The organism is Brevibacillus formosus (genome assembly GCF_003013405.1).
GTDB lineage: Bacteria > Bacillota > Bacilli > Brevibacillales > Brevibacillaceae > Brevibacillus > Brevibacillus formosus.
This window is the reverse complement of the sequence record NZ_PXZL01000008.1, coordinates 41,524-67,220: the sequence shown is the minus strand read 5'-3', so window position 1 is coordinate 67,220 and position 25,697 is coordinate 41,524. Positions and strand designations below refer to the sequence as shown.

At 48.4% G+C, this 25,697-nt stretch carries 32 protein-coding genes and 1 other annotated feature; of the genes, 29 read left to right on the top strand and 3 right to left on the bottom strand.

All coding sequences use genetic code 11. The features are described 5' to 3' along the window. Nucleotides 1–185: 185 nt before the first annotated feature. Genes C7R91_RS09100 through C7R91_RS09085 form a run of 4 tightly spaced genes read left to right on the top strand, consistent with a single transcriptional unit; the run spans nt 186 to nt 2,220 of the window. On the top strand, nt 186–659 hold the full coding sequence (locus C7R91_RS09100; protein ID WP_047074431.1) for an SRPBCC family protein: 474 nt from the start codon (nt 186–188) through the stop codon (nt 657–659). Nucleotides 660–718: 59 nt separating this feature from the next. Next, the gene (locus C7R91_RS09095; RefSeq protein ID WP_047074433.1) at nt 719–1,696 is read left to right on the top strand and encodes a CPBP family intramembrane glutamic endopeptidase; all 978 of its coding nucleotides are present in this window, start codon (nt 719–721) and stop codon (nt 1,694–1,696) included. A gap of 14 nt (nt 1,697–1,710) precedes the next feature. After that, nucleotides 1,711–1,941: a DUF2508 family protein gene (locus tag C7R91_RS09090; protein ID WP_047074435.1), complete on the top strand. Its 231-nt coding sequence runs from the start codon at nt 1,711–1,713 to the stop codon at nt 1,939–1,941. Nucleotides 1,942–1,953: 12 nt separating this feature from the next. Continuing rightward, the gene (locus tag C7R91_RS09085) at nt 1,954–2,220 is read left to right on the top strand and encodes a pro-sigmaK processing inhibitor BofA family protein (RefSeq protein ID WP_047074436.1); all 267 of its coding nucleotides are present in this window, start codon (nt 1,954–1,956) and stop codon (nt 2,218–2,220) included. Nucleotides 2,221–2,236: 16 nt separating this feature from the next. On the opposite strand, the gene C7R91_RS09080 is transcribed toward C7R91_RS09085, so the two are convergent. Continuing rightward, on the bottom strand, nt 2,237–2,764 hold the full coding sequence (locus C7R91_RS09080; RefSeq protein ID WP_047074438.1) for a hypothetical protein: 528 nt from the start codon (nt 2,762–2,764) through the stop codon (nt 2,237–2,239). A 190-nt stretch (nt 2,765–2,954) separates the two neighbouring features. On the opposite strand from C7R91_RS09080, the gene C7R91_RS09075 reads away from it, so the two are divergent. From C7R91_RS09075 to C7R91_RS09015, 13 genes are all read left to right on the top strand, one after another. Further along, nucleotides 2,955–3,944 (top strand): hypothetical protein, encoded by a 990-nt coding sequence (locus tag C7R91_RS09075; protein WP_047074440.1) that lies wholly within the window; start codon nt 2,955–2,957, stop codon nt 3,942–3,944. Nucleotides 3,945–4,004: 60 nt separating this feature from the next. Then, on the top strand, nt 4,005–4,187 hold the full coding sequence (locus C7R91_RS09070; protein ID WP_007719893.1) for a sigma factor G inhibitor Gin: 183 nt from the start codon (nt 4,005–4,007) through the stop codon (nt 4,185–4,187). 104 nt (nt 4,188–4,291) lie between these two features. Then, complete coding sequence (locus C7R91_RS09065; RefSeq protein WP_047074442.1) at nt 4,292–5,764, top strand: aminotransferase class I/II-fold pyridoxal phosphate-dependent enzyme; 1,473 nt, start codon at nt 4,292–4,294, stop codon at nt 5,762–5,764. A 39-nt stretch (nt 5,765–5,803) separates the two neighbouring features. Then, nucleotides 5,804–6,445, top strand: coding sequence for a dTMP kinase (gene tmk / locus C7R91_RS09060; protein WP_047074444.1), 642 nt, complete (start codon nt 5,804–5,806; stop codon nt 6,443–6,445). 142 nt (nt 6,446–6,587) lie between these two features. Then, on the top strand, nt 6,588–6,917 hold the full coding sequence (gene darA / locus C7R91_RS09055; RefSeq protein ID WP_007719896.1) for a cyclic di-AMP receptor DarA: 330 nt from the start codon (nt 6,588–6,590) through the stop codon (nt 6,915–6,917). Nucleotides 6,918–7,009: 92 nt separating this feature from the next. Further along, nucleotides 7,010–7,456 (top strand): YaaR family protein, encoded by a 447-nt coding sequence (locus tag C7R91_RS09050; protein ID WP_012683855.1) that lies wholly within the window; start codon nt 7,010–7,012, stop codon nt 7,454–7,456. 16 nt (nt 7,457–7,472) lie between these two features. After that, nucleotides 7,473–8,453: a DNA polymerase III subunit delta' gene (gene holB, locus C7R91_RS09045; protein WP_047074446.1), complete on the top strand. Its 981-nt coding sequence runs from the start codon at nt 7,473–7,475 to the stop codon at nt 8,451–8,453. A 3-nt stretch (nt 8,454–8,456) separates the two neighbouring features. Next, nucleotides 8,457–9,272 carry a PSP1 domain-containing protein gene (locus tag C7R91_RS09040; RefSeq protein ID WP_007719901.1) on the top strand — a complete coding sequence of 272 codons (816 nt, stop codon included), beginning with the start codon at nt 8,457–8,459 and terminating at the stop codon, nt 9,270–9,272. A 28-nt stretch (nt 9,273–9,300) separates the two neighbouring features. Further along, nucleotides 9,301–9,672 carry a DNA replication initiation control protein YabA gene (yabA, locus tag C7R91_RS09035; RefSeq protein WP_012683858.1) on the top strand — a complete coding sequence of 124 codons (372 nt, stop codon included), beginning with the start codon at nt 9,301–9,303 and terminating at the stop codon, nt 9,670–9,672. Nucleotides 9,673–9,780: 108 nt separating this feature from the next. Further along, nucleotides 9,781–10,548, top strand: coding sequence for a tRNA1(Val) (adenine(37)-N6)-methyltransferase (locus tag C7R91_RS09030; protein WP_047074449.1), 768 nt, complete (start codon nt 9,781–9,783; stop codon nt 10,546–10,548). Then, the gene (locus C7R91_RS09025; protein WP_047074451.1) at nt 10,523–10,798 is read left to right on the top strand and encodes a GIY-YIG nuclease family protein; all 276 of its coding nucleotides are present in this window, start codon (nt 10,523–10,525) and stop codon (nt 10,796–10,798) included. Before C7R91_RS09030 ends, C7R91_RS09025 begins: the two co-directional genes overlap by 26 nt. After that, a complete protein-coding gene (gene rsmI / locus C7R91_RS09020; protein WP_047074452.1) occupies nt 10,795–11,667 on the top strand; it encodes a 16S rRNA (cytidine(1402)-2'-O)-methyltransferase in 873 nt (290 codons plus the stop codon). The genes C7R91_RS09025 and rsmI overlap by 4 nt, the downstream gene beginning before the upstream one ends. A 130-nt stretch (nt 11,668–11,797) precedes the next feature. Next, the gene (locus C7R91_RS09015; RefSeq protein WP_047074454.1) at nt 11,798–12,448 is read left to right on the top strand and encodes a class I SAM-dependent methyltransferase; all 651 of its coding nucleotides are present in this window, start codon (nt 11,798–11,800) and stop codon (nt 12,446–12,448) included. Between the two features lie 59 nt (nt 12,449–12,507). On the opposite strand, the gene C7R91_RS09010 is transcribed toward C7R91_RS09015, so the two are convergent. Further along, nucleotides 12,508–12,756, bottom strand: a complete 249-nt coding sequence (locus C7R91_RS09010; RefSeq protein ID WP_007719913.1) for an AbrB/MazE/SpoVT family DNA-binding domain-containing protein — start codon at nt 12,754–12,756, stop codon at nt 12,508–12,510. A 444-nt stretch (nt 12,757–13,200) separates the two neighbouring features. Continuing rightward, nucleotides 13,201–13,455, top strand: a binding site (T-box leader). A 57-nt stretch (nt 13,456–13,512) separates the two neighbouring features. On the opposite strand from C7R91_RS09010, the gene metG reads away from it, so the two are divergent. The 11 genes from metG to spoVG all read left to right on the top strand — a co-directional run bounded on the left by metG (nt 13,513) and on the right by spoVG (nt 23,038). After that, nucleotides 13,513–15,540, top strand: coding sequence for a methionine--tRNA ligase (metG, locus tag C7R91_RS09000; RefSeq protein WP_047074458.1), 2,028 nt, complete (start codon nt 13,513–13,515; stop codon nt 15,538–15,540). Nucleotides 15,541–15,567: 27 nt separating this feature from the next. After that, entirely contained in the window at nt 15,568–16,338 is a 771-nt protein-coding gene (locus tag C7R91_RS08995; protein WP_017246933.1) for a TatD family hydrolase, read from the top strand. Between the two features lie 358 nt (nt 16,339–16,696). Beyond that, entirely contained in the window at nt 16,697–17,794 is a 1,098-nt protein-coding gene (locus C7R91_RS08990; protein ID WP_047074460.1) for a resuscitation-promoting factor, read from the top strand. Nucleotides 17,795–17,965: 171 nt separating this feature from the next. Then, nucleotides 17,966–18,514 carry a ribonuclease M5 gene (gene rnmV, locus C7R91_RS08985; RefSeq protein ID WP_047074537.1) on the top strand — a complete coding sequence of 183 codons (549 nt, stop codon included), beginning with the start codon at nt 17,966–17,968 and terminating at the stop codon, nt 18,512–18,514. A gap of 3 nt (nt 18,515–18,517) precedes the next feature. Further along, on the top strand, nt 18,518–19,411 hold the full coding sequence (rsmA, locus tag C7R91_RS08980) for a 16S rRNA (adenine(1518)-N(6)/adenine(1519)-N(6))-dimethyltransferase RsmA (protein ID WP_047074462.1): 894 nt from the start codon (nt 18,518–18,520) through the stop codon (nt 19,409–19,411). A 216-nt stretch (nt 19,412–19,627) separates the two neighbouring features. Then, complete coding sequence (gene veg, locus C7R91_RS08975) at nt 19,628–19,900, top strand: biofilm formation stimulator Veg (RefSeq protein ID WP_005830485.1); 273 nt, start codon at nt 19,628–19,630, stop codon at nt 19,898–19,900. A 117-nt stretch (nt 19,901–20,017) separates the two neighbouring features. After that, entirely contained in the window at nt 20,018–20,197 is a 180-nt protein-coding gene (locus C7R91_RS08970) for a small, acid-soluble spore protein, alpha/beta type (RefSeq protein ID WP_012683866.1), read from the top strand. A gap of 207 nt (nt 20,198–20,404) precedes the next feature. Beyond that, on the top strand, nt 20,405–21,283 hold the full coding sequence (ispE, locus tag C7R91_RS08965) for a 4-(cytidine 5'-diphospho)-2-C-methyl-D-erythritol kinase (protein ID WP_047074466.1): 879 nt from the start codon (nt 20,405–20,407) through the stop codon (nt 21,281–21,283). A gap of 55 nt (nt 21,284–21,338) precedes the next feature. Further along, on the top strand, nt 21,339–22,172 hold the full coding sequence (gene purR, locus C7R91_RS08960) for a pur operon repressor (RefSeq protein WP_007719934.1): 834 nt from the start codon (nt 21,339–21,341) through the stop codon (nt 22,170–22,172). A gap of 6 nt (nt 22,173–22,178) precedes the next feature. Then, complete coding sequence (locus tag C7R91_RS08955) at nt 22,179–22,559, top strand: RidA family protein (RefSeq protein ID WP_047074468.1); 381 nt, start codon at nt 22,179–22,181, stop codon at nt 22,557–22,559. Between the two features lie 191 nt (nt 22,560–22,750). Further along, nucleotides 22,751–23,038: a septation regulator SpoVG gene (spoVG, locus tag C7R91_RS08950; protein ID WP_007719936.1), complete on the top strand. Its 288-nt coding sequence runs from the start codon at nt 22,751–22,753 to the stop codon at nt 23,036–23,038. Between the two features lie 55 nt (nt 23,039–23,093). Here spoVG and C7R91_RS08945 read toward each other — a convergent pair whose 3' ends face one another. Continuing rightward, nucleotides 23,094–24,110 (bottom strand): CobW family GTP-binding protein, encoded by a 1,017-nt coding sequence (locus C7R91_RS08945; RefSeq protein ID WP_047074470.1) that lies wholly within the window; start codon nt 24,108–24,110, stop codon nt 23,094–23,096. A 195-nt stretch (nt 24,111–24,305) separates the two neighbouring features. Here C7R91_RS08945 and glmU point away from each other — a divergent pair, with 195 nt between their 5' ends. Then, complete coding sequence (gene glmU / locus C7R91_RS08940) at nt 24,306–25,691, top strand: bifunctional UDP-N-acetylglucosamine diphosphorylase/glucosamine-1-phosphate N-acetyltransferase GlmU (protein WP_047074472.1); 1,386 nt, start codon at nt 24,306–24,308, stop codon at nt 25,689–25,691. The last annotated feature ends 6 nt before the right edge of the window (nt 25,692–25,697 follow it).

Below are 25,697 nucleotides of genomic sequence, written 5' to 3'. Positions count from 1 at the left end.
TCGAAGTCCGGTGCTCATGTAGGTCCCCTACACTCCGCTCCTCCTTCTTCAGGTTCTCGCCACTTTCTCGGTGCTGAAAGGACGACTTTTTAAATATCATCCTAGGAAATTCGATACGTACGATAAAGATAGAAAAGAAGACGGGGTCTGCCTGTCTTTTTTTCGTTTCGAGAGGAGGATGCAGGATGCCGGTTATTCGTATGGAGTTTTTGATAGATGCTCCGCGACAGGTCTGCTTCGATGCTGCCAGAAGCATTGATTTGCATATGGAATCCACTGCCAGCACGAAGGAGAGAGCGATTGGAGGAGTAACGAGCGGACTGATAAACCTGGGGGAAACGGTTACCTGGGAAGCCATTCACTTCGGTATCAAGCAGAATTTGACGGTGAAAATCACAGAGATGGAGGAACCGCGCTATTTCGTGGATGAGATGGTTTCTGGCGCATTCAAACGGTTTCATCACACGCATGAGTTCATTCCGATAACGGACAATCAGACGAGAATGATCGATATTTTTGACTACACATCTCCGCTGGGGGTTCTGGGAAAGCTCGCGGATTGGTTGTTCCTGGAGGCGTATATGACGCGGTTTTTGCGGACGCGTAATGAATATCTAAAGCAAGTAGCAGAAGCACAGACCAAAGCTTTGCAATCTTGATAGAAATGCCGGACTTTTTTGAATGGACGAGACATACAGTGAAATAGGAGCGTGAGGAGATGCTGACAGGACCAGGACTGTCGCTTGCGAGTGGGGTACGGCGACAAAAGTCCACTCCATGGGCGATCATGCTGTTTATTGGGTATTGGCTCATGTTTGCTGCCGAGTTATCCATGATTCGTTTTCACAAGGGGGAAGACGGAAAGTGGGTCGCTACCACCGCCGGGCAACCGGAGGTATGGCTAGGACTACTTGCATTTGCGGTGACGGTATTTAGCTTCATTGCGACCGTTGGTTTCATTGTGAGCCTGTTAAGAGAAAGACGGCAGCCGACGTCATGGCTATGGCAATATGACGAGCTTACAGGGAATGATGTGCTGCATATTGTAGCTTGGCTGCATGTGTTTCAAACGGGCGTACTGCTGTTGTATGGGTTTTTGCTGGAAGGTACCTTCTTTTCCACCGGTACGATCGGAGGGATATTGGAATCAGCTATTTTTCAATTATTCCTGTTGATTTTGATTCCGCTGTGGTTTCGTGGAAGACTGGGGGAAATCGGCGTTCGCCGACCTGTACGACTAGGACAGATGCTGCTGATGCTCGCTGCTCTGTTTCTTTTGATTGCACTGGTGCTGGATGCGGTGGTGACTAACCCGATTGCGGACTGGTTTGGACTGTCTCTGTCATCAGAGCGAGAGCAGCAGATCGAAAAAGAGATTGTGCAGGCGAAAGAAACGGATATTTTGGCGGCGCTCACCTCACTTCTGGTCATTGGCATATTGGTTCCGATTGCGGAGGAGATTTTGTTTCGCGGTGTGATTCAGACTTATCTGGTTAAGAGAATCGGGCCCGTTTTGGGTATCTTCGTGAGCAGTCTTTGGTTTGGGCTCCTGCATATGGATATTGCTCTGTTCGCTCCGCTTTTTGTCATTGGACTTTTACTCGGATTCGTTCGACATCGGTACCAATCGATTTGGGGAGCGGTTTTGTTGCATGCGTTGAACAACATGACAGGAGTACTTTACTACTTTCACTGAGGGGGAGCTTGCAGGTGAGTAGATGGAGAAAAAAAGCGCGGTTCGTGGTGGAGTGGAATGAAGCTAGCTTGGATATGGCAGTCAATCAGGCGCGAATGGATTGGCAGCATGCCCGCCATCTTGCGGAGATCAGTGAACCGGATGGCGGTTTGGATGATGTCATTTATTATTTGCATGTGACCGAAAAGCGGTATATGTATTTGCTCGCGCAAGCAAAGCGCGAGAGGAATCGCCAACAGGCATAGGAGGAAAAGCCGATGACTACAGGGTGGGTTATAGCACTGATTGTAGTTGGAATTTTGCTGGTGGTTGCCGCCAGCAAATCTGTCACGGGCCCGATCAGGTGGATTGGATTTGGGATCATGCAAGTCGTGATTGGCGCACTATTGCTGTTTTTCACCAATCTGGTTGGAGAGCTGGCTAACTTCCACATCCCGATCAACCCGGTGACGGCTCTACTCGTCGGACTTCTCCGCTTGCCTGGATTGGCGGCGTTGATTGTCATCAAGCTATGGGTTATGTAAAGGTGTATCGATTCGGTTATCCATCGGTAAGTAAAAAAGCAACGCCGCGATCCTCGTACTTCACACGGCTACGACTTGGCTGACGAAAGGAAGCAAGGAGGGCGAGGAGGCGTGGCAGTGCCACGATCAACGTTCCAGTGATCAAGGTGAGCCCGTATCCTACCGAAAGCCACACATAAGCCCCGGCTGCTATCGCTGTACTTCCCACGATTACCGTCAGCTCACTTCCCCGATAGACAGAGAGCGGGATGGGAAGTGGATAGCCAGCCCCCCACCACGGAGAGACGAGCATATCGGCAGTTGTCTTTGGCTTATGGCCGCGCAGAAGGGCATACAGTCGAAATAAGACCAAATGACAGATTGGTATCACGGGTAGAATCGCTAACGTCACAATCAGCGTATAAGCGGGGACTTGCAGCATGAATGAGTGCCAAATAAGGGACATGCCTATTAACAACAGTTGAAAAAGGTAGCCGACGAATCGCCATCGAAAACGATAGAGCAGCTTGTAGCTATAGATCGTATGGGCGGCGGTTTCCTTCATGAGAAGTCACTTCCTTTTACAGCGGTCTGGATGAATGAAAGTCTGCGTTTCCATTATCGCACAGTCGCAAATCTTGAGAAAGCTCATACAACGAATGAAACAAGCCGTTTGTCTAGCCTGATTAGACTGACGGTTTTTTGTTATGGGTAGGATAAAAGGAATTAGTTCGTGAGGAGGAGGGAAGAAAAGCGTGAAGCTATGGGTCATTTCAGAGGAGGTCGTAGCCAGATTCGGAAATGAGCTAGGAGCATGTGGAATAGAGCTGGTTGTTGGCGGCGCAGATGACATACAAGAAGGCGCCAATGGATTTCTGCTGACAAAAGAGTGTGATGGCAAGCTTTTGCAGGAACGGGTGCAACAACTGGGAACGGGGCCATGGCTCGTACTTGTCTATGGAAGCGACGTACCATACGATTGGGCGAATACTTTACATACCCAATACGAGCACACCGGGGAGCACGAGATCATACGCATGGCGTTATTTACCCACGAGCGTGCTTTGCTTGGAGGGGAACCCGATGGGAGATGGATGCGGTTCCTCTGTAAGCAGCTTGCTCGCTACTCACTGGTGACGATGGTATGCGGGATGCGCGAAGTGGATGAAGCGCTTCGGCAATTACCTCGCTATTTGGCGTGGAAGGAGCAGTTTTACATCGAACTTGGTGCCAGATGCGATGAGAAGGGAATTTCTCTGCTCCAAGTCAGTCGCGCGCTCGGTATGGACAAACGAATCGGTCACGGCTGGCTCTACCCTTCCCGCCAGGACTCTTCTCTCATCGTTCAATGGCTTGAAAAAGAATGCAGGCTCGCTCTGCAAAAAGCCGATATACAGCGGATTGTACTTTGGGGAGAGGATTCGCTATGGCAGCATATGCCTTCTGACTGGTTGGCTGAAAAAGATGTTGCGGTGTACACGGGGGAGGACAAGCCAAATCCGAACAAAAGGATGACGGGTTGGACGCTATACGATTCGTGGCAGGATGCTGTAAAGGATGCGGATTTGCTCGTGATCGGGAATGCTGCGGGAACGACCATTGCAGAGCTGGCATTATCAGCTCTGGTTAACGGAATGAGGCAGTCCTATGTCATTGATGCGGCAGCTTGCTTCCCTATGCAGGAAGCCCAGTCCTACTTCCAAGCCTACCGAGCTATCGGCGAAAACACGAACGTTTGGGAATGATGCTGATTATAATGGGGTATAATGGTTGGTATATTGAGGAAAAGGGCAGGCGTTTTCACTATGGAAAAAGTTGCTCAGCGATGTATCGTCTGTGAACAGGAGCAGAATGACGGAATCGCCATTTGTGAGCAGTTTATCTGTCAGCGGTGCGAACAGGAAATGGTCAATACCGATGTGCAGGATGAAAAGTACCCGTTTTTTATTCATCAGATGAGGCGCATTTGGTTGCGAAAAGATGCGTGAAGAAAGAAGGCATCGGTGCATTCCGGTGTCTTTTTTTTGCTGGATTCATGCGTGTCCAAATCATGCTAAAATAGGGGAATAAAAATAAAGGACGTGAGTCGTGCGTGTTGGAGAGAGATGTTGAATTTCGGGAGCGACAAAAGCGTGCGCCCCTTTATGAACAGCTTGAACGGCACGCCAAGCATCGGCCGCATCCGTTTCACGTGCCAGGACATAAAATGGGCCACAGCTTTGACAACCATGCGAAAAATCGCTTTCAAGACATCTTGGAGCTGGACGTAACGGAAATTAGCGGGACAGATGACCTGCATCAGCCACAGGGTGTCATTGCAGAAGCGCAGGATTTGGCGGCGCAAGCCTTCCATGCGGAACAGACCAAGTTTTTGATCGGAGGAAGTACAGTAGGAAATATCGCCCTCATCATGACGGTATGCAGACCGGGTGACAAGATACTCGTACAACGCAATTGCCATAAGTCTGTATTCAACGGCATTATGATGGCGAGAGCAACTCCGATTTTTTTAGTACCTGCCGTCGATCTGGCAACAGGAGTCGCTGCCGGTGTAAGGCGCGAAGATGTAGAGCGTGCGCTGCTTGCACACCCCGATGCCAAGGCAGTTTTCTTGACGAATCCTACCTACTATGGAATGGGTATCGATTTGGCGAAAATGGCGGCTACGGTCCACCGGTTTGGCGTACCGCTTTTAATAGACGAAGCTCACGGTGCTCACTACGGGTTCCATCCTGCCTTTCCTCGTTCTGCCATGCAGGAAGGTGCGGATGCTTCGGTTCAATCGACACACAAAATGGGAACGGCAATGACGATGTCCTCGATGCTGCATATTCAGGGTGAACGGATTGATCGTGAACGGTTGTTCCGCCATCTCGCCATGCTTCAGTCTTCCAGCCCGTCGTATGTGCTGATGGCTTCACTCGATTTAGCCAGACGTCATCTGGTGCTGGAGGCGACCGAGGAGTGGAACAGGTTGTTGCCGCTTTTGGACAAGCTTCGGGAGCGACTCGATCAATTGGATTGGCTGGATTGGCCGCGATTGTCCACGAACAGCGTATACGCTACGCTTGACCCGTTGAAGCTGTTTTTCCATTTGAGAACAGCCCAATTCAGTGGATTTGAGTTACAGAAATGGATGGAAAAGCACGGGATTTTCTCGGAGCTGGCGGATGACTCTCATGTACTTCTTGCAGCCTCGACAGGAACATCCTCCCGGGACCTGGATGCTTTGTGGAGATTGCTTGAATCGATGGCGCCACAAGTAGAACCGGGGGAGGAGCGCATTCTTTTGACGGGAGTCGTGTCTTCCCATTATTTGCGCGAGCAAGCATTGCCGATGCATGAAGCCGTTGATTGCCCGAGGGAGTCGATTCTGTTGGAGCAGGCTATGGGACGGATTGTGGCAGAGATGGTGATTCCATATCCGCCAGGGATTCCGGTGCTTGTGCCAGGCGAGCGGATCGACGAAGAAAGTCTGGCGATGCTAAAGGAATTGGCGAGAGGACAAACGCGATTCCATGGCGTACAGGACGACCAGCTACAAATGATACAGGTTTTACGATAATCTAAGCAACTGGCCTGCTACAACAGGGGTGGAAGGAGTATAGAAGTGGCAACAGGAAAAAAAGGCCGATTTATTACGATAGAAGGCGGAGAAGGAGCTGGGAAATCCACCGTCATCGCCAAGCTGTACGAAGAGCTGAGGGCGCGGGGAGTCGATGTGCTTTTGACCCGTGAGCCCGGTGGAATTGATATCGCCGAAAAAATTCGGGAAATTATTTTGAATCCGGCCCACACGCAGATGGATGAAAGAACAGAGGCTCTCTTGTATGCGGCAGCACGTGGTCAGCATTTGGCGGAAAAAGTGTTACCTGCTTTGGAAGAGGGCAAGCTGGTACTGTGCGACCGTTTTATCGACAGCAGCCTTGCTTATCAAGGACATGCGCGGGGATTGGGCATTGAGGCTGTCTACCAGATTAACCGATTTGCTGTCGGTGACTGCATGCCCGAATTGACCTTGTTCTTTGATGTACAGCCCGAAACAGGATTGGCGCGGATTAATGCCTCCCGTGGGCGAGAAGTAAATCGGCTCGATCTGGAAGGGATGCGTTTCCATGAACTTGTTCGGGAAGGGTATCAGCTAGTCATGGAACGCGACCCAGAGCGCTTTGTCGTCATTGATGCCGAGCAGCCGATGGAACAAGTATATCAATCTGCCCTACAGGCACTGCTAGACAGATTGTAAAGGCTGTAAGGTTCCCTGTACCGCAGGATGATGTACATGCTGTATAATATGTTTAAGCGAAATAACGTACCAAGCCTACGTGTTTTTCATACAATGAAGAAGTCAAATTGGGAATTGATCATGGGAGAAAGGGTGATAGCCGATGAAAATGGTAGTTGCGGTCGTCCAAGATAAAGATAGTGGTCGTCTGTCTCAACAACTGGTGAAAAAAGGGTTCCGTGCTACGAAGCTGGCTAGTACGGGTAGCTTTTTACGCGCCGGTAACACAACTTTTTTGATCGGTACGTCTGACGAAAGCGTGCCGGAAGTAATCGACATCATTGCACATAATTGCAAATCCCGCAAACAAATGGTCACTCCCGTCTCTCCACTCAGCAATGCTGTTGACTCGTTCATGCCATATCCGCTGGAAGTACAGGTGGGTGGTGCGGCAGTATTCGTATTGGATGTCGGAGAGTTCCACTCATTTTAACGTGGTTCCTTCTCTCTTTTTTCGCAACTTTCGTATATACTTGATCTCATGGGGACACACCCTGTATTGGATCGGGCGACGGAGGTGGCGATATGAAAATCAGTGATGGGTTACGGCCTAAACTGGACTTGATTAAAACGACGGATTCACGCAAGAATCCTCAACTGGAAAAGCTGAATTTTGGCACGATGATTCAAGGAGAAGACGAACGTATGTCTCAGGAGAAGCTTACCCGGCTGCTGACAGACATAGACAAGCAGGGACAGATTCTTGCTCGTTCCCGCGCCGTTCGTGACTTCTATGCTTATAAAAATCTCGTCAAGCAGTTCATGGAAGAGGCTGTGAAGTTCGGTATTGCCTTAGACGACAGACGAGGAATGAATCGGCGTGGCCGCAGCAGGCTGTACAAAATCGTCAAAGAGGTGGATGCAGAGCTGCTCAAACTGACAGATGAGCTCTTGAGTGAGCAGGCACCAACGATTGATTTGTTAGCCAGGATTGGCGAAATCCGCGGCATGTTGATCAATTTGTATTTTTAGTGGGTGTGAAACCATCATGACATGGACCCGTTTTTCTCAGCAGCCACGAGCACAGGAACTGCTGTATCATAGTTTGCGCAACGAACGACTGGCACACGCCTACTTGCTGGCGGGTCCTAAAGGTTCAGGTAAAAAGCAGATGGCCCTGCATCTGGCGAAGTCCCTTTTTTGTTCGGAAAGGGAGGCAGACGCCTGCGGGGCCTGTGTTACATGCAGGCGCATAGAGGGTGGCAATCACCCAGATGTGTTGTTTATTACGCCTGATGGGGCTTCGATTAAGATCGACCAGATCCGTTCGCTGCAAAAGGAAATGGCGATGCGCGCCGTCGAGTCGTCACGCAAAGTATATATCATCGAGCACGTCGATAAAATGACGACACAGGCTGCCAATAGTCTGCTCAAGTTTCTGGAGGAACCGCCGGCTGGTGTACTCGCACTGCTTTTGACAGAGCACAGCCATGCGATACTTCCTACGATTTTATCCCGCTGCCAAATCGTTCAATTTTCACCACTTTCTGCAGAATCGATTGCGGAAAAGCTGCGTGCAGAGGGCGTTTTGGCGGGAATGGCGCAGGTTGCTTCCCACATTACGACAAATGTGGAAGAAGCCATGACACTCAGCCAATCAGAATCGTTTGCACAGCTAAGAAATCTAGTGATACAATTGGTGCAGGAGTGTAAACAGCGCAATTCATCTGCACTCTTAACGATCCATGATATGTTGCAAAAGAGCGACAAAAGTAAAGAGGAACTACCCCTCTTTTTAGATTTGCTCATCCTTTGGCTGCGCGATATCCTGTATTTGCAAGTAGGCAGGCATGCCCATCTCATTAACAGCGACCAACAGGATGTGCTGCAAGGACAAGCACTGGTATGGACAAAAGCTGAGCTCTTGCGTGGGATAGATTTGGTCATGGAGACGAAAAATCGGATAGAGCGAAATGCCAACGCACAGTTGGCTCTTGAGCGGTTGGTTCTTCAATTCCAGGAGGGATAACCCTTGTACGAGGTTGTTGGGGTCCGCTTTAAGAAAGCGGGCAAAATATATTACTTCGACCCTGACCGACTGCCGATTGAGCAAGACTGCACCGTCATCGTTGAAACGGCGCGAGGGGTCGAATTTGGCAAGGTCGTCATTGGCAAAAAAGAAGTGGCTGAGTCTGATGTCGTATTGCCGCTGAAAAAGGTCATTCGGATGGCAGACGAGCGAGATGCAAAACAGGTGGATGAAAACAAGCAAGCCGCCAAGAATGCTTTTGCTGTATGTCAGACAAAGATCAAGGAGCACAAGCTCGATATGAAGCTGGTTGATGTGGAATACACGTTCGACCGCAACAAGATTATCTTTTATTTTACCGCTGACGGCAGGGTTGATTTCCGTGAGCTGGTAAAAGACCTCGCCTCCGTATTCCGTACCCGGATTGAGCTTCGCCAGATCGGTGTGCGTGACGAAGCCAAAATGCTCGGCGGGATCGGGCCTTGTGGCAGGTTGCTTTGCTGTTCGACGTTCCTCGGCGATTTCGAGCCTGTCTCGATCAAAATGGCCAAGGACCAAAATCTTTCGTTGAATCCAGCCAAAATCTCTGGTCTGTGCGGCCGGCTGATGTGCTGTTTAAAATACGAGAACGACAATTATGAAAGCTCGAAGGATGAGATGCCGGACGTCGGCAAAATGGTCACCACCCCGATGGGGAATGGACGAGTCGTTTCCGTAAACGTACTTGACCAATCTATCCAAGTAGAGCTTTCAATCGACAAACGCGTCACCGAGTTCGGATTGGATGAGATTGCGATAGGTCTCCCCACCTTTGAATAAAGTGTGGGGGTAGGGGAGAGGTGAGCTAGTGGACAAACGGGAAATCTTCGTCAAGATGGCGAGCATTGAAGAACGTATTGGCGACCTTTATAAAGAAATTGGTGAACTGAAAGACGTCATCGTTGTTTTGATGGAGGAAAACGCCCAATTACTCGTTGAAAACCAGCACCTTCGCAACCGACTAGACAGGAAAAAGACCGGCTCCCAAGCAAAACAAAAGGGAACAAGCCCTGTCGCGAAGGAAAAAGCCAAAAAGGCAGTGGTCGGAGAAGGGTATGACAACCTCGCCCGCTTGTACGCGGAAGGATTTCATATCTGCAATGTGCATTTCGGCAGCCTGCGAAAAGAAGGGGATTGCCTGTTCTGTCTCTCATTCCTGAGCGGCGGCCCTCAAAAATAAGCGGTGAGTAACCAGCACCACATGAAAAAGCGACCTGGGCCACGTGTCAGGTCGCTTTTTTCCGGATAGGAATAATAAGACAAGAACAAAAGGGAGTACGAGCCGTAGATGGAACCTGTCACCAACGTGCAGCTTTACGAAACAGAGCGCATCGATGATTTATTGACACATGAAATGAAAATAATCCAGAGCCACGAAGTGTTTTGCTTCTCGATGGACGCTGTTCTTTTGGCGCGATTCGCATCGGTGCCAAAGCGCGGAAAAGTATTGGATATGTGCACGGGCAATGGAGCAATACCGCTCATTATGACCACGCGTACGCCAGAAGCCAGTTTTGATGGAATCGAAATTCAAGAGCGCTTGTTCAGTATGGCGAGCCGCAATGTGACATTGAATGGTTTGAACGAGCGAATTACGATGCATCACGGCGATGTGAAGGATGCGGTGACGTTGTTCGGGCACGGGAAGTACGATTTGATCACATGCAATCCACCGTATATGCCTGCGACGAGCGGGGAGAAAAACATCAGCGAGCACTTTGCGATTGCCCGTCATGAGATTATGCTGTCCTTGGAGGATGTCATTCGCGTGGGAAGTCAGTTGCTAAAAACCGGCGGGAAGCTGGCGCTTGTGCATCGATCCACGCGTTTAATCGACATCATTTCGCTTATGCGCCAATACGGCATCGAGCCGAAACGGATGCGTCTGGTTTATCCGCGTAGGGAAGCAGAGCCGAATATGGTTCTGATCGAGGGAATAAGGGGTGGAAAGCCGGAGCTGAGAATTCAGCCGCCGCTGATTGTGTATGAAAATGGAGAGCAATACTGTGAAGAACTACAGGAAATCTATTATGGCAGACGAGATTCCCTCGAGTAAGAGTCATTATGTTTACATCCTCTCTTGTGCGGATGGGACACTCTACACCGGATATACGACAGAGCTGATCCGTCGCTTGGCTGCTCATAATGAAGGAAAGGGTGCCAAATATACGAGAGGCCGTGGGCCAGTGGAGCTGCTCTATTGGGAAGAAGGAGCAGACCGTTCCTGGGGTCTCAGGCGTGAAGAGAGCATCAAACGATTAACGCGCAAGAAAAAAGAAGAATTGATTGGAGGGGCCTCCGAATGAATGTGCAACGCAGTTTTGCGTCAGAAGAAGCAGGAGTCCTTTATTTGGTGGCTACACCCATCGGTAATCTCGACGATATCACGGTTCGGTGTCTAAATACGTTGCGTGAAGTCGATGTCATCGCGTGCGAAGATACGCGCCAGACGAGAAAGCTGCTGAATCATTTTCAAATCGAAAAACGGACGGTTAGCTATCACGAGCATAATAAGGAAGCAAGTGGAAATGGGTTGTTGCAGTGGCTTGCCGAGGGCAAGAAGATTGCTTTGGTAAGCGACGCTGGCTTGCCCGCTATTTCCGACCCGGGTGCGGAGCTGGTACGAGATGCGACCGCAGCTGGATTCCCTGTCATCCCCGTTCCAGGTGCCAATGCGGCGTTGACAGCTTTAATCGCATCCGGTCTTCCTACTGATCGCTTTGTATTTTGCGGATTTATAGGACGCGAAAACAAAGAAAGACGCGAAGAGCTGGAACGACTGAAGCGATATCCAGAAACGCTGATTTTTTATGAAGCTCCCCATCGGGTGGAAAAGACGCTTGCTGCCATGCAGGAAGCGTGGGGGAATCGGCGAGCTGTCCTGGCAAGAGAGCTGACAAAGCGCTACGAGGAATTCGCGCGCGGGACGTTGGACGAGCTGCTGGAATGGCTCAGAAGCGGCGAGGTGCGCGGTGAGTTTTGTGTCATTGTCGAAGGGAATACCGGTCCGCTGGAAGCGGAAGTCGATGATGCATGGTGGCAATCGCTGAGTATCGTGGAGCACGTGGATCATTACTGCGCACAAGGAATGGGGAAAAAGGAAGCCATCAAGCAAGCAGCCGATGATCGAAACGTATCCAAACGAGATGTTTACAACGAATATCATCGTGAATAGAAGGTAATGAGTGAGAGAAGCTGGCCGATACGGTCGGCTTTTTTCTTTTCGTAATCTCAACCGGGGGCGTGAATACGATGGTAAGGGGCGCTGTCGGTGTTTTCGGAAGGAATGAAAGGGGAAATCAGCAGTGAGTATTCGTGATTCTCGTTTTATTGTGAATACGGATGAAAAAGACGATCACTTCATATTTACGCTGCCGGTTACATGGAACAGTAGACCGTACGAATATGCTTGGGCCAAAAAGTTTGCCAATCCGAATGACGTTGTGCTTGATTCGGCATGCGGGATCTGCCACCCATTCAAATTTTATTTGGCTGATCATTGTCGAGAAGTACACGCTTGTGATCTCGATAATCGGATACTGTCTAAGGAAGCGATTTATCAAGATATTGTGGACGTATTTGGGGAAAGAGTAGCAGACAGCTTGCCTGCGCATTATTTTGACGGTATTCATTATTGTCGAGCCAATTTGACCTATTTGCCGTACTCGAATCAAAAGTTTGATACGATATTTTGCATCTCTGTTCTCGAGCATCTTGAAGACCCGATTATGGTGCAGTCATTCTGCGAATTTCACAGAGTGTTAAAAGACGATGGACAGCTCGTACTCACTTTTGATTACCCGCTAATCAATTTAGCGAGACTGCAACAAGCTTTGACGGAGGTTGGGTTACAGTTTTCTGGCGATGTATCCTTTGAAATGCTGGCAGATGTGGTTTATTCTGATTTGTATGGGCCTAGGCTGTTCTTCCTCCGAGCGCTGTTGAAGAAAAAATAGCAAACAAAAAGCCTTTGTAGGCTCGTCCCACAAAGGCATGTGTATGTAATCAAATGAAATTAGCGTTTAACAGGCATTTCTGTCAGGCAATCTTGGCACACAATTTTACCTTTAAAATGAGATACTTTGTCAGCGTTTCCACAGAAGATACATGCAGGCTCATACTTTTTCAGGATGATGCGCTCTCCATCAACGTAGATTTCCAAAGCATCTTTCTCAGCGATACCCAGAGTGCGGCGCAATTCGATTGGAATAACAACACGACCCAATTCATCTACTTTGCGAACGATACCGGTTGATTTCATCATAGTTAAAATCTCCTCCCAAAAGTCTGTATATGTCGATGCTATTGTTATACGCTCATCATTTATCGTCAATATTCGACATTTTCTGTTGGGATTATCATACCAGCCATTCCCAAAGGTGTCAACATGATTTTGACAATTCCTTGAAAAGAAAAATGTTTTTTCAAAACGAAAATGCTGTTAAATCGGTGTTTCTTAAAGCGTTGGAAGCGATATGGAAATTTTTATGGATAAAATTTACTGGGAGTATTGGTGTCGAATAAGTCGACGAATGTCGAATTGCAACATGGCGATTCGACAAAAACTCCAAGTTTTCCCTTTTGCGCTTGTAATTTGTAAAGTTGGCATGGAGCGAGCGATAAAATTCCTTAGGAAAATGGGCTTGCCGAGGATGTTTACAAAACAGGTTGGTCGTGTACAATAGAGGATAAATACAGCAAATGATACCAAACGACCATGATGGGAAGAGTAAGCCGATCCTCCTTATTTCAGAGAGCCGGGGTAGCTGAAAACCGGCATAAGCGAGCAAGCTGAACATGGACCCTGAGTCTTGCAGATGAACAGTGACGGCATTGGCCGTACCTAATAGTTTGTGACGTATGCCCACGTTACGGGTAGAGTCATGTTTTGACTCACCAAGTCCGTTTTCCGTGAGGGGACGGAGTATTTGGGTGGTACCGCGAGATAGAGCTCGCCCCAATTTTTTGGGGTGGGCTTTTCCTTATTTTAATAAACGTAAACAGGAGGGGAATAGTTGCAATGAAACCTACTTATTACATCACAACACCGATCTACTATCCAAGTAACAAACTCCACATCGGTAATGCCTACACCACAATCGCGTGTGATGCTATGGCTCGTTATAAGCGTTTGCGCGGCTATGATGTGTACTACCTGACAGGGACAGATGAGCATGGTCAAAAGCTCCAAGAGCGTGCAGCCGAGGATGGCAAACAACCGCTCGAGTTCATCGACCCGATTGTCGATTGGGTAAAGGATCTGTGGCAAAAGTTGGACATCTCTTATGACGATTTCATCCGTACCACAGAGCCTCGTCATAAAGAAGTCGTACAAAAAGTGTTCCAGCGCCTGCTCGACCAAGGTGATATTTATTTGGGCGAGTACGAGGGCTTCTACTGTGTACCTTGCGAGGCTTTCTGGACAGAAACCCAAGCGAAAACAGACAACGGATATGCTTGCCCAGACTGTGGTCGCGAAGTGAAAAAAGTGAAGGAAAAAAACTACTTCTTCCGCATGTCGAAGTATCAGGACAGACTGCTTGCGCACATCGAAGCACACCCTGAGTTTATTCAACCGGAGAGCCGCCGCAACGAGATGGTCAACAACTTCCTGAAGCCAGGCCTCCAAGATTTGTCCGTATCCCGCAGTACATTTGACTGGGGAATCAAGGTGCCGAGCGATCCAGAGCACGTCATTTACGTATGGATCGATGCATTGACGAACTATATTTCTGCTCTCGGCTATTTGTCCGAAGATGACAGCAAATACCGTAACTTCTGGCCAGCCAATGTTCATATGGTTGGAAAAGACATTTTGCGCTTCCATACGATCTACTGGCCAATCCTGTTGATGGCACTGGACATCCCGTTGCCAAAACAAATTTTTGGTCATGGCTGGCTTCTGATGCCGGATGGAAAAATGTCAAAATCCAAGGGCAATGTCATTGACCCGAAGGTTTTGATCGACCGTTACGGTTCTGACGGCGTTCGCTACTTCCTGCTTCGTGAAATCAACTTTGGTCAGGATGGCATCTTCACGCCAGAATCATTCGTACAGCGCCTGAACTACGACTTGGCTAATGACATCGGAAACCTGCTGAGCCGTACCGCTACGATGATTGAGAAATATTTCGATGGTATCGTTCCAGCTCCACAGGATGCAGGAGAGCCGGATGACAGCTTGATCGGCCTCGCAATGAAAACGAAGGCGCTGGTGGAAGAGCACATGGAAGAAATGCGCTTCTCTAATGCACTGGCTCACATCTGGGAACTGGTGGGACGTACAAACAAATACATCGACGAGACGATGCCTTGGAATTTGGCAAAATCCGAAGAAACAAAAGGTCGCCTGGCAACCGTTATGTACAATTTGGTGGAAAGCATCCGCATTAGCTCCGTGTTGATCCAACCGTTCATGACCAAAGCACCAGCGAAAATTTGGGACCAACTGGGTATTTTGGGCAATGAAGAAGCAACGAGCTGGGAATCTGCAAGTGTATGGGGTGGATTGCCTGCTGGAAGCACCGTTAGCCGCAAGGAGCTGCTCTTCCCTCGTCTGGATGTTCAAGCAGAACTGGCTTTCATCGACGATTCGACAGCAGAGGCACGTCGCCAAGCGGAGGAAAACAAGAAAAAGCAAGCAGCTTTGAAAGGGGAAGCACCTGTGAGTGAAACAAACACCAACCAAACAGAAGCAGCAGCTGACAAACCAGCTGATGCAAAAGAAGAAATCAGCATCGACGATTTTGGAAAAGTAGAGCTGCGCGTTGCACAGGTAGTGGAATGTGCCAAGCATCCAAATGCTGACAAATTGTTGGTTCTGCAATTGGATCTCGGCTACGAGAAGCGCCAGGTTGTTTCTGGTATCGCGAAATACTACTCTCCAGAAGATATGGTCGGCAAAAAAGTGATCCTCGTAGCGAACCTGAAGCCAGTGAAGCTCCGTGGTGAGCTGTCTCAAGGAATGATCTTGGCAGCATCGGCAGGAGATCAGTTGACACTTGCGACTGTTGACCCAAGTATGCCAAACGGAGCAATCGTGAAGTAACGAGGGCAAGGAAAGGAAGAACCCATCTTGTTATTTGAAACCCATGCTCATCTAAATGCGAAGGAATTCGATGAGGATCGTGCAGAGGTCATTGCTCGTGCGCAAGAAAATGGTGTCAGTACGATTGTGAACATCGGATTCAACGCTGAAACAATTCCAACCTGCATGGATTTGGCTCATGCGTATGACTTTATTTACGCCGTCATCGGTTGGCATCCACAAGACGCCAAGGACATGACAGACGAACATCTAGAATGGATTGAGGAACTCAGTCGTGATCCGAAAGTAGTGGGATTGGGTGAAATGGGCTTGGACTACTACTGGGATACGTCGCCACGTGATGTGCAGGCAGAGGTATTCCGCAAGCAGATTCGTCTGGCTCGCAAGCTCGACATGCCGATCATCATCCACAATCGCGATGCGCACCAAGACGTTTTGACGATCCTGAAGGAAGAGAAGGCAGCAGATGTTGGCGGCATCATGCACTGCTTCTCTGGCAGCTGGGAAACAGCGAAGCAGGCACTCGATATGAATTTTTATATTTCGTTCGGTGGTCCGCTTACGTTCAAAAATGCCAAGCAGCCAAAAGAAGTAGCAGCGAAGGTACCGCTAGACAAGCTGTTGATAGAGACGGATTGCCCGTATCTCACTCCGCATCCTTTCCGCGGAAAGCGAAATGAGAGTGGATATGTGCGTTACGTCTGTGAGGAAATGGCGAACATTCATGGTTTGTCTTATGAGGAAATGGCACAAATTACCGCAGACAACGCCAGACGTCTTTTTCGCATGAACGGTTAATAAAAAGGGGAAATCACGATTGATCACGTGATTTCCCCTTTTTTTGTGTGAGGTAACCGGGTTCTACTCCATTTTGTCGACGCATACGATGAACAATGTGTCGAACGATTATTGTCCATCCGACATGGCTTCTCGACAGGTTTCTGCTACCATTCGCCAAGCCTATTTTGCTAGTCTGATACCATTATCTCTTCAGCCAAAAGGGAGGGTAAATTTGACAAAGCCGGGAAAGTGAAATACAATCAAAGCCGACCTTGTGAAGTACCGGCCACTTCCAGAATATTAGTGCAATTACATCGACCCTTACCTGGCTAGACAAGAAGAGCCTCGTGCTTTTCTAGGAAAAGGAGTGTGGGAAATGGAGTTACGCGCGATATGGGAAAGGTATAAGAATCGTGGGCTAGTCATGTTTGGCTGCCTTGCACTTGTGCTCGTTCCCATGATTGGCTATTTCTCTGCCCAGGCTACTCAGCCAAAACAGGTCACTTTTTCGTTGGACGGAGAAAGCAAGACGGTCGCTACAAAAGCCAAGACCGTGGAGCAGTTCTTAACCGAGCGAAACATTACGGTAACGGAAAAGGATTCCCTTCAACCGACACCAGAGACGAAGCTAAAAGACGGAGCACTCATTACTTTATATACGACCTGGTCTATACCAATCCAGGTTGACGGGCAGAAAAAAACGATAGAGACACTTAGTCGTGATGTTGCTGGTGCGTTGAAGGACGGCGGCATCGTGCTAGGTGAGAAGGACCGGGTAGAACCGGCATTGACCGCTACACTTACCAAGAACTCCTCGATCAGCGTAAAGCGGGTTGTTGAGAAAATGGTAAAAGTCGATGAGCGAGTCACCTTTCAAGAAATACGCAAAAATGATCCAGCGCTGGAAAAAGGTAAGACCCGCGTATTACAAAGCGGGCAAGAAGGTAAGGCAATTGCACACTACAAGATAATCATGGAAGATGGAAAAGAAGTCTCCCGTGATTTGGTCAAAAGAGATGTACTTGTACCGAAGAAAGATAATGTTGTAGCCGTGGGTACCGCAATCCCAACGTTGCAGAAAAAGGGTCAACCAGATCGGGTCCTGGTTGCTTCTGCAGCGGGTCCGGTCTCACGTGGTGGAAAAGTGTTTAGGCCGAAAAAAGTACTGAACGGGGTTACCCTGACTGCTTATACTCCTGCGGGAGGTGGCAAACACCCAAGTTCTCCGGGATATGGACGCACATCGACAGGGGCAAAAGCCAAGGCAGGTCACACAATCGCTGTAGATCCTAAAGTCATTCCGTATGGATGGTGGGTGTACATTGAAGGTGTTGGGTATCGTCGAGCTGAAGATACGGGTGGTGCCATGAAAGGTGGCAAAATCGACGTATTCGTAAGCACGGAATCCGAGGCGAGGAAGTTCGGTCGCAAGCGCAACAAAACTGTATATATCATTGGACCACAGAAGCCTTAGGACAGGAGCGATTGCTCCTGTTCTTCTGTTTCCTCCATGGTTATTGTGATAAGCTGTTTGTTAGTTAGACGATCCTGTTTTACCAAATGTTACATGTATTTTTGGCTTTGGGTACGATTTTTTTTGGAACACTAGTATCGTACCGACTTTGCACGAAAGTGGGAGCACATGATGAAGATCAAGGAAGTCATCGTGGTGGAAGGACGAGATGATACTGCAGCAATCAAGCGTGCGGTTAACGCCGATACGATTGAGACTGGCGGTTCTGCCATTCATAAAAGAACGATTGAAAAAATCAGGCTGGCACAACAAAAACGCGGTGTTATTATTTTCACAGACCCTGATTATCAAGGGGAGCGCATCCGAAAAATTATCAGCAAGTCTGTTCCAGGCTGTAAGCACGCATTTATTACTCAGGAGGATGGGACCAAAAAGGGCGACATCGGCGTCGAGAACGCGACCCCTGACGTAATTATTCGTGCGCTCTCAGAAGTGCGTACCGAAATGGCGGAAACGGCTGGAGAGATTACCTCTGACGATTTGCTGGCAAATGGCCTGACGTCCGGAGTGGATGCCAAAGAACGCAGAATCAAGCTGGGAGAAGCATTGGGGATCGGATACGCCAACGCCAAGCAAATGCTGCAGCGGCTCAATGCCTTCCAGATCAGTCGAGCAGAATTCGAAGCGGCCATTACGGCCATCAACAAAGAGAGGGAGTAAGCCATGACCCAAATAGCGGGCAAGGATATTGCCACACCTACGCGCACAAAAGAAATATTGGAGAAGTACGGCTTTTCTTTTAAGAAGAGTCTGGGCCAGAACTTCCTGATAGACACCAATATTTTACATAACATTGTTTCAGAGGCAGACCTCACCAAGGAAAAGGGCGCGATTGAAATTGGGCCCGGTATCGGTGCGCTGACGGAGCAATTGGGACGAGCAGCAAAAAAAGTGATGGCGATCGAAATCGACCAGCGTCTTTTGCCTATTTTGCAGGACACGCTGTCACCCTATGAAAATATTGAAGTCGTTCATGGGGACGTACTGGAGCTGGATCTGAAGAAGTTAATAGAAGAAAAGATGACAGGAGTGGAAAAGCTAAGCGTAGTGGCGAATTTGCCTTACTATGTGACGACACCGATCCTGATGAAGCTGCTGGAAGAGAGATTGCCCCTCGAAAACATCGTGGTTATGATTCAAAAGGAAGTGGCAGAGAGGATTGCAGCCAAACCAGGGACGAAAGACTATGGCTCTCTGTCAGTCGCAGCTCAATTCTATGCAGATACAGAAGTAGCGATGATTGTGCCTGCTAGTGTATTTGTCCCGCGTCCGAATGTTGACTCGGCAGTAATTCGCTTAAAGGTAAGAGATCGTCCGCCAGTGGAAGTAGATGATCAGGATGTGTTTTTCCGGGTGGTACGCAGCTCGTTTGCACAGCGTCGTAAGACATTGTTGAACAACCTAATGAACGGACTGTTTCCTAAAACCCAAAAGGATGAAGTAATACAGATGCTCACTGACATCGGGATTGATCCGACCCGACGTGGTGAAACACTTAGTTTGGACGAATTTGCCCGCCTAGCGAACGAAGGTATGCGCCGTGGACTGATTACGTAAATCGTGTAGACAACCCCCTTATTTTTGGGCGTGACCCCCCGAGAATGGGGGTTTTTGCGTATTTATGCCCCTTATGCATATCATTTGACAAATATCTACGTTTTTTATGAAAAAAACCCCGTTGACAAAATATCGGCAGGGTTGCTATAATTTTTTATTTCTTTGACAAAATATAAGGGAGCTGTTATAATAGATGTAAGCGAGGTGGATGGAACAATGGCAAGAAACGCGTTACTTGACATTAAACGTAGTTTGGACGGACACATTGGTGAGCGCATCCTGCTGAAGGCTAATGGCGGTCGCCGCAAAACCGTTGAACGTAGTGGCATCCTCGAAGAAACTTACCCATCTGTGTTTGTGGTAAAGCTGGATGACGACCAACTTTTTGAGCGGGTATCTTACAGCTATGCTGACATCTTGACGGAAACAGTAGAATTGACGGTGTGCCGCGAAAACGAGCACATCCGCATCACATTTGTACAACAGTAGAGCCCTTTTGGGTTCTACTGTTTTGTTTTTTATATCGAAAAGCTCTGAACATTTGGTTGAGGCAATAAAAAGAGCGGCATGGAGCACACTAAGCCTGTCAACGAGAAGGAGGGTGCTATGGGTCGCAGACGAGGACTGATGTCAGAGCAGTTTAAAATGGAACTGGCCAAAGAGCTTGGGTTTTACGATACGGTAAAATCTGAGGGTTGGGGAGGCATCACGACACGGGACGCGGGTAACATGGTCAAGCGGGCTGTTCAGCTTGCTGAGGAAGCATTAGCCGCTAAGCGATTGTAACGTTTGGGTTTGATTGTACGGACGTTTCTCACCATATAAACTCGTTGACAAGGTCGGGGCATCCCGGCCTTTTTTTTTCGCAAAGAGAGCTGAATTTTCGAAATACCCATAATGATATTCTTTTTAATTGATCAAGTGGCATGGGAGAGTTTGCCTATGCTACAATAAGAGACTAGGAAATTTAGAAAGTAGGCAGAGGTGAATTACGTGCGTATCTCGGTCAAAGCTCCGGCCAAAATTAATTTGACTCTCGACGTGCTTGCCAAACGGCCGGACGGTTATCACGAAGTAGAAATGGTGATGACAACCGTAGACTTGGCAGATCGTGTGGACATGACTCTACGCGAAGATGGTGAGATTACGCTGGACTGTTCTGCCAGCTTCGTACCGGATGATATCCGTAACCATGCATATAAAGCGGCAACGCTCATGAAAGAAAAATTTCAGGTACGCCAGGGCGTACACTTGTATATCGACAAGCAAATACCAGTTGCAGCTGGACTGGCAGGTGGCAGCAGTGATGCAGCGGCAACACTGCGCGGCTTGAACCAATTATGGAATCTCGGGTTGACTAGGGATGAGTTGGCTAAAATCGGAGCGGAGATTGGCTCTGATGTGCCATTTTGCGTTTACGGTGGAACAGCGCTGGCGACGGGGCGGGGCGAACAGATTGCGCATCTGGGAGCGCCTGCACCGTGCTGGGTCATTCTAGCCAAGCCGCCTATCGGAGTATCTACTCCGGATGTATACGGAAACCTGCGTGTGGCCCAGATCGATAATCATCCCGATACCAAACAAATGCTGCAAGCCATTGCGACCCAAGACTTTTCACTCATGTGCCAATCTCTAGGGAATGTGTTGGAGAACGTCACGCTCTCGCTCCATCCACAAGTAAGACAGATCAAGGATCTCATGGTCGCTTCGGGGGCAGATGGTGTCCTGATGTCTGGCAGCGGCCCTACGGTGTTTGCTCTTGTGCAAAAGGAAGCGAAAGTACATCGGATCTACAACGCGTTGCGAGGTTTTGTCAAAGATGTGTTTGTTGTCCGAATGTTAGGCGCCAAAGAAGGGGAAATACTTGCATAAACACGTATGGAAATGATACATTATCAGCATAATATTCGGTTTTGGAGGAAGAGCCATGAAGAAATTGCGCAGAAGTGCACGTCTGGTTGACATGACGCAGCACTTGCTTGCCCATCCCCATACGCTGACTCCTCTCACTCTGTTCGCGGAACAATACGGCGCAGCGAAATCATCCATCAGTGAAGACTTGTCTATCATCAAAGAGGCTTTTGAAGTCCAAGGGGTAGGCTTGTTGAAAACGGTGGCGGGAGCGGCAGGCGGAGTGAAGTATATTCCACAGGTCAAAACGGAAGAGGCCCTTCACTTCATGCGCGAACTGATCGGTCAACTTGCTAATCCAGAGAGACTTTTGCCAGGTGGATACTTGTACATGTCCGACATTCTCGGAAATCCACAAACGATGGCGAAGATCGGAAAGCTCTTTGCAACCGCTTATGCAGATAAAAATGTGGATGTCGTCATGACGGTGGAAACAAAGGGGATTCCACTTGCTTATGCGACGGCTATGTTTTTGAATGTGCCCGTTGTGATTGTGCGCCGTGACAATAAGGTGACGGAAGGTTCAGTAGTGAGCATTAACTATGTATCGGGTTCCAGTAAACGAATCCAAACCATGTCACTCGCTCGCCGCGGTTTGGCTGAGCAGTCTCGTGTCCTCATTGTGGACGACTTTATGAAAGCTGGCGGGACACTGCGGGGCATGATTGATTTGTTGCAGGAATTCCGTGCAACCGTAGTGGGATGCGGCGTACTGGTTGAAACGACAGCGGATGTTTCTGAGCGTTTGGTAGATGAATACGTTTCGCTTGCAAAACTGCAGGATGTAGACTTCAAGGGCAAGCAAATTGAAATAGAGCTGGGCAGTTTTTTTGAAAATAGAGGGGAGTAGATAGGTATGGCAATCTCTTTTGTTTCAACTGACAAGGCTCCTGCCGCTATTGGTCCTTATAGCCAGGCTGCAAAGGTAGGTCCGTTTCTTTTTGCATCGGGTCAAATTCCGCTGCGCGCAGACGGCACTTTGGTAGAAGGTGACGTCGTGGAGCAAACCCACCAGGTTTTTTCCAACATTCAAGCGGTACTGGCAGAAGCCGGTGGCAATCTGACGAACGTAGTGAAGGCTACGGTATTCATCAAGGACATGAATGATTTTGGTCAACTGAACGAGGTGTACGGCCAATATTTTGGTGATCACAAGCCAGCTCGCTCCACTGTAGAAGTGGCACGACTGCCGCGTGATGTAAAAGTCGAAATCGAAATCGTAGCTTATATCGGATAGAAAAAAATGGAAGACAGCCTGATGCCACGTGCATTGGGCTGTTTTTTGTACTTGCAGAAAATGTTTCCAAAAAATGACATATAAACATATTTATATATTTTTTCAAAAATTACATAATGGTAAGCAGGAATATTTACCCAGCAGGTGGAAATAATCCTAAACGCGTTACATAGATAAAGGGAGTGAACTAGATGGAAGTAACAGACGTAAGACTTCGCCGAGTGAATACGGATGGTAGGATGAAAGCGATTGCATCCATTACAATTGACCATGAGTTTGTGGTTCATGATATCCGTGTCATTGACGGAAACAATGGTATGTTTGTAGCTATGCCGAGCAAGCGTACACCAGATGGAGAATTCCGTGATATTGCACATCCGATTTCTTCGACTACCCGTGAAAAAATCCAGGCAGCAGTACTCACAGAATACGACCGCGTAGGTCAAGAGGAAGAGAGCACTATCGAAGCTGGTGCTTAAAAAGTCCTGATTCACAAAGCACCCTGTCACTTGCGGCAGGGTGCTTCGGCGTCCGTTAACCATAACATTTTTGTAAATCGTTCAAGATTATTTCTCGGTCCATTCCTTCCCCGATGAAGACAGCTACCATTTTCGGTCCGAAATTTTCAAAAGGGAACAGGAGCACCTGATTATCGGTATGTTGAAACGAGATCAGCTCGGGCTTTCCGTGGAACTGGACGTAGCCTTTTGCCCGATAGACGTTTTTGGGGAGATCGTACAGAAAGTCCTCGAATTTTTTCGGGTCTACGGGTCCGGTGAATGCATAGGAAAACGTTTCGATACTATTGTAGAGAGTGGTTTGGCTTGTTTTCAGGCCAAGGGATTGCTTGAGCCTGTCCATCGTGGACATTCTGCCGATGCTTTTCTGTACGGCAATGGGGCGGTTTGCCTCGTTGTCGAGCGGCCGCTCATGAACGGTGCGTTTGACCGACAAAAGCCGGGAGACTTCTATTTCTGCCTGAACAGTAGCGTGTATGGGTGCAGTCGGATTGATTTCACTGAGCTTTTGACGGACCCGTTCTATGACATCAGGACTAGTCAAATCTGTTTTGTTCAAAAGAAGCAGGTCTGCGTAACGCACTTGGTTTCGAATCGTTTTGACCAGAGTGGCAGTCGAGGAGAATCGTGAGTTAAGGTCCAGAAAGCGAGAGGCGTCGACAACACTAATGGTCCCTTTTAACTCCAGTCGATCATACAGCTCTGGATGGGTAATCGTATCAATGACATCAAGTGGATCGGCTACACCAGTAGTCTCGATGAGGATTCGGTCTGGCGCAATGGCGTTCATAATATCTTTCAAGCCCTCCGTCAGTTCTCCCTTGATCGAGCAGCAAATGCAGCCATCGAGCATTTTTTTGACAGGAAAGCCGAAGCCTTGCAATTGTTCCCCGTCAATATCTTCTTCCCCCATTTCATTCATCAAGACGACTACTTTCTGGTCTGTGATGCGCAAATGAGTCAGCCACTTTTGCAAAAGGGTGGTTTTTCCGCTTCCTAAATACCCAGTCAGCAAGTATACCTCTGCGCTCATCTCATCCTACCTCCTTCAAATAACCCCTTTCGCCAAACAATATATCACATTTCTGTCAGAAAATTAAATGTTGTCTGCCATGTGTCTAACTACTGGCAATGCAAGGAATCAGTGATAATCCTGTATCGATTGTCTTGAAATTCACATATGAATTAGGATATAGTCATTGTGGAACTTCTACGATGGAGGGTTGACATGTCTAAGATCCATGCCGTGGTTCTGGCTGCTGGTCAGGGTACACGGATGAAATCGAAGCTGTACAAAGTCCTGCACCCTGTGTGCGGAAAGCCTATGGTTCAGCATGTAGTCGATACGATGGCGTCCATGCAGGTCCAGGATATCGTTGTCGTCGTAGGTCATGGTGCTGACGCTGTCCGTGCCAAGCTAGGCGAGGACGTCACTTATGCACTGCAAGAAGAACAGTTGGGAACGGCACATGCCGTTTCGCAGGCAGCGCCGTTTTTACAGGATAAAGAAGGAACTACGTTTCTTTTATATGGAGACGTTCCCCTCTTGTCAGCGACTACGTTGTCGGCCTTGCTGACCTATCACGAGGAGCAGCAAGCGGCTGCAACCGTATTAACCGCCGTGTTACCTGACGCAACAGGTTATGGGCGTATCGTGCGCAATGAGGCGGGCGAAGTATTGCGAATCGTGGAACATAAGGACGCTACGGAAGCGGAACGGGCGATCAGAGAAATTAATACGGGCATATACTGCTATGACAACCGAAAATTATGGAAAGCCTTGGCGGAAGTGAAAAATGACAACGCACAAGGCGAATACTATGTAACAGACGTTGTCGGTATTTTGCGTGAAGCAGGTGAAAAGGTAGTTGGATACGAAGCGGTTGACCCGGAGGAAACGATGGGTGTGAACGATCGTGTACAGCTATCGGAAGCAGAAGCCTACATGAAAAAACGTATTATGACTGGTCACATGCGAAATGGTGTGACAATCATCGATCCAGCTTCTACGTATATCGAAGCGGATGTGAAGATTGAGCCAGATACCGTGATTCACCCGGGTTCTTTCCTGCGTGGACAAACAACCGTTGGAGCTGATTGTGTAATCGGGCCCCAAGCGGATCTGACGAATGTAGAAGTAGCGAGTGGCGTGACCATTTCTTACTCGGTGATGGTTGATTCGAGTGTCGAAAGCAATTCATCTGTTGGGCCATTTGCTTATGTTCGACCAGGATCACAGATTGGAAGCAATGCCAAAATCGGTGATTTCGTGGAATTGAAAAATGCGAAAATTGGTGACGGTACGAAGGTTCCTCATCTCAGCTATGTAGGAGATGCGGAGATCGGAGACGGAGTCAATATTGGCTGTGGAACGATTACCGTCAACTATGATGGCGCAGTGAAGCATAAAACAACAGTAAAAGATGGAGCATTCATCGGATGCAACAGCAATCTGGTTGCGCCAGTTACAGTTGGACAAAATGCTTATGTAGCTGCAGGATCGACCATTAATCAAGATGTGCCAGATAATGCGCTTGCGATCGCACGTGAGCGTCAAGTAAATAAAATCGATTACGCGAACAAAATGCCTCGCAAGGGCAAAAAGCAATCATAACGGGAG

Coding starts and splice junctions, on each gene's coding strand:
- C7R91_RS09100 (WP_047074431.1), top strand. CDS start 186: ATGCCGGTTATTCGTATGGAGTTTTTGATAGATGCTCCGCGACAGGTC.
- C7R91_RS09095 (WP_047074433.1), top strand. CDS start 719: ATGCTGACAGGACCAGGACTGTCGCTTGCGAGTGGGGTACGGCGACAA.
- C7R91_RS09085 (WP_047074436.1), top strand. CDS start 1,954: ATGACTACAGGGTGGGTTATAGCACTGATTGTAGTTGGAATTTTGCTG.
- C7R91_RS09080 (WP_047074438.1), bottom strand. CDS start 2,764: ATGAAGGAAACCGCCGCCCATACGATCTATAGCTACAAGCTGCTCTAT.
- C7R91_RS09070 (WP_007719893.1), top strand. CDS start 4,005: ATGGAAAAAGTTGCTCAGCGATGTATCGTCTGTGAACAGGAGCAGAAT.
- darA (WP_007719896.1), top strand. CDS start 6,588: ATGAAAATGGTAGTTGCGGTCGTCCAAGATAAAGATAGTGGTCGTCTG.
- C7R91_RS09050 (WP_012683855.1), top strand. CDS start 7,010: ATGAAAATCAGTGATGGGTTACGGCCTAAACTGGACTTGATTAAAACG.
- holB (WP_047074446.1), top strand. CDS start 7,473: ATGACATGGACCCGTTTTTCTCAGCAGCCACGAGCACAGGAACTGCTG.
- C7R91_RS09030 (WP_047074449.1), top strand. CDS start 9,781: ATGGAACCTGTCACCAACGTGCAGCTTTACGAAACAGAGCGCATCGAT.
- C7R91_RS09025 (WP_047074451.1), top strand. CDS start 10,523: ATGGCAGACGAGATTCCCTCGAGTAAGAGTCATTATGTTTACATCCTC.
- rsmI (WP_047074452.1), top strand. CDS start 10,795: ATGAATGTGCAACGCAGTTTTGCGTCAGAAGAAGCAGGAGTCCTTTAT.
- C7R91_RS09010 (WP_007719913.1), bottom strand. CDS start 12,756: ATGATGAAATCAACCGGTATCGTTCGCAAAGTAGATGAATTGGGTCGT.
- metG (WP_047074458.1), top strand. CDS start 13,513: ATGAAACCTACTTATTACATCACAACACCGATCTACTATCCAAGTAAC.
- C7R91_RS08990 (WP_047074460.1), top strand. CDS start 16,697: ATGGAGTTACGCGCGATATGGGAAAGGTATAAGAATCGTGGGCTAGTC.
- rnmV (WP_047074537.1), top strand. CDS start 17,966: ATGAAGATCAAGGAAGTCATCGTGGTGGAAGGACGAGATGATACTGCA.
- rsmA (WP_047074462.1), top strand. CDS start 18,518: ATGACCCAAATAGCGGGCAAGGATATTGCCACACCTACGCGCACAAAA.
- veg (WP_005830485.1), top strand. CDS start 19,628: ATGGCAAGAAACGCGTTACTTGACATTAAACGTAGTTTGGACGGACAC.
- C7R91_RS08970 (WP_012683866.1), top strand. CDS start 20,018: ATGGGTCGCAGACGAGGACTGATGTCAGAGCAGTTTAAAATGGAACTG.
- purR (WP_007719934.1), top strand. CDS start 21,339: ATGAAGAAATTGCGCAGAAGTGCACGTCTGGTTGACATGACGCAGCAC.
- C7R91_RS08955 (WP_047074468.1), top strand. CDS start 22,179: ATGGCAATCTCTTTTGTTTCAACTGACAAGGCTCCTGCCGCTATTGGT.
- spoVG (WP_007719936.1), top strand. CDS start 22,751: ATGGAAGTAACAGACGTAAGACTTCGCCGAGTGAATACGGATGGTAGG.
- C7R91_RS08945 (WP_047074470.1), bottom strand. CDS start 24,110: ATGAGCGCAGAGGTATACTTGCTGACTGGGTATTTAGGAAGCGGAAAA.
- glmU (WP_047074472.1), top strand. CDS start 24,306: ATGTCTAAGATCCATGCCGTGGTTCTGGCTGCTGGTCAGGGTACACGG.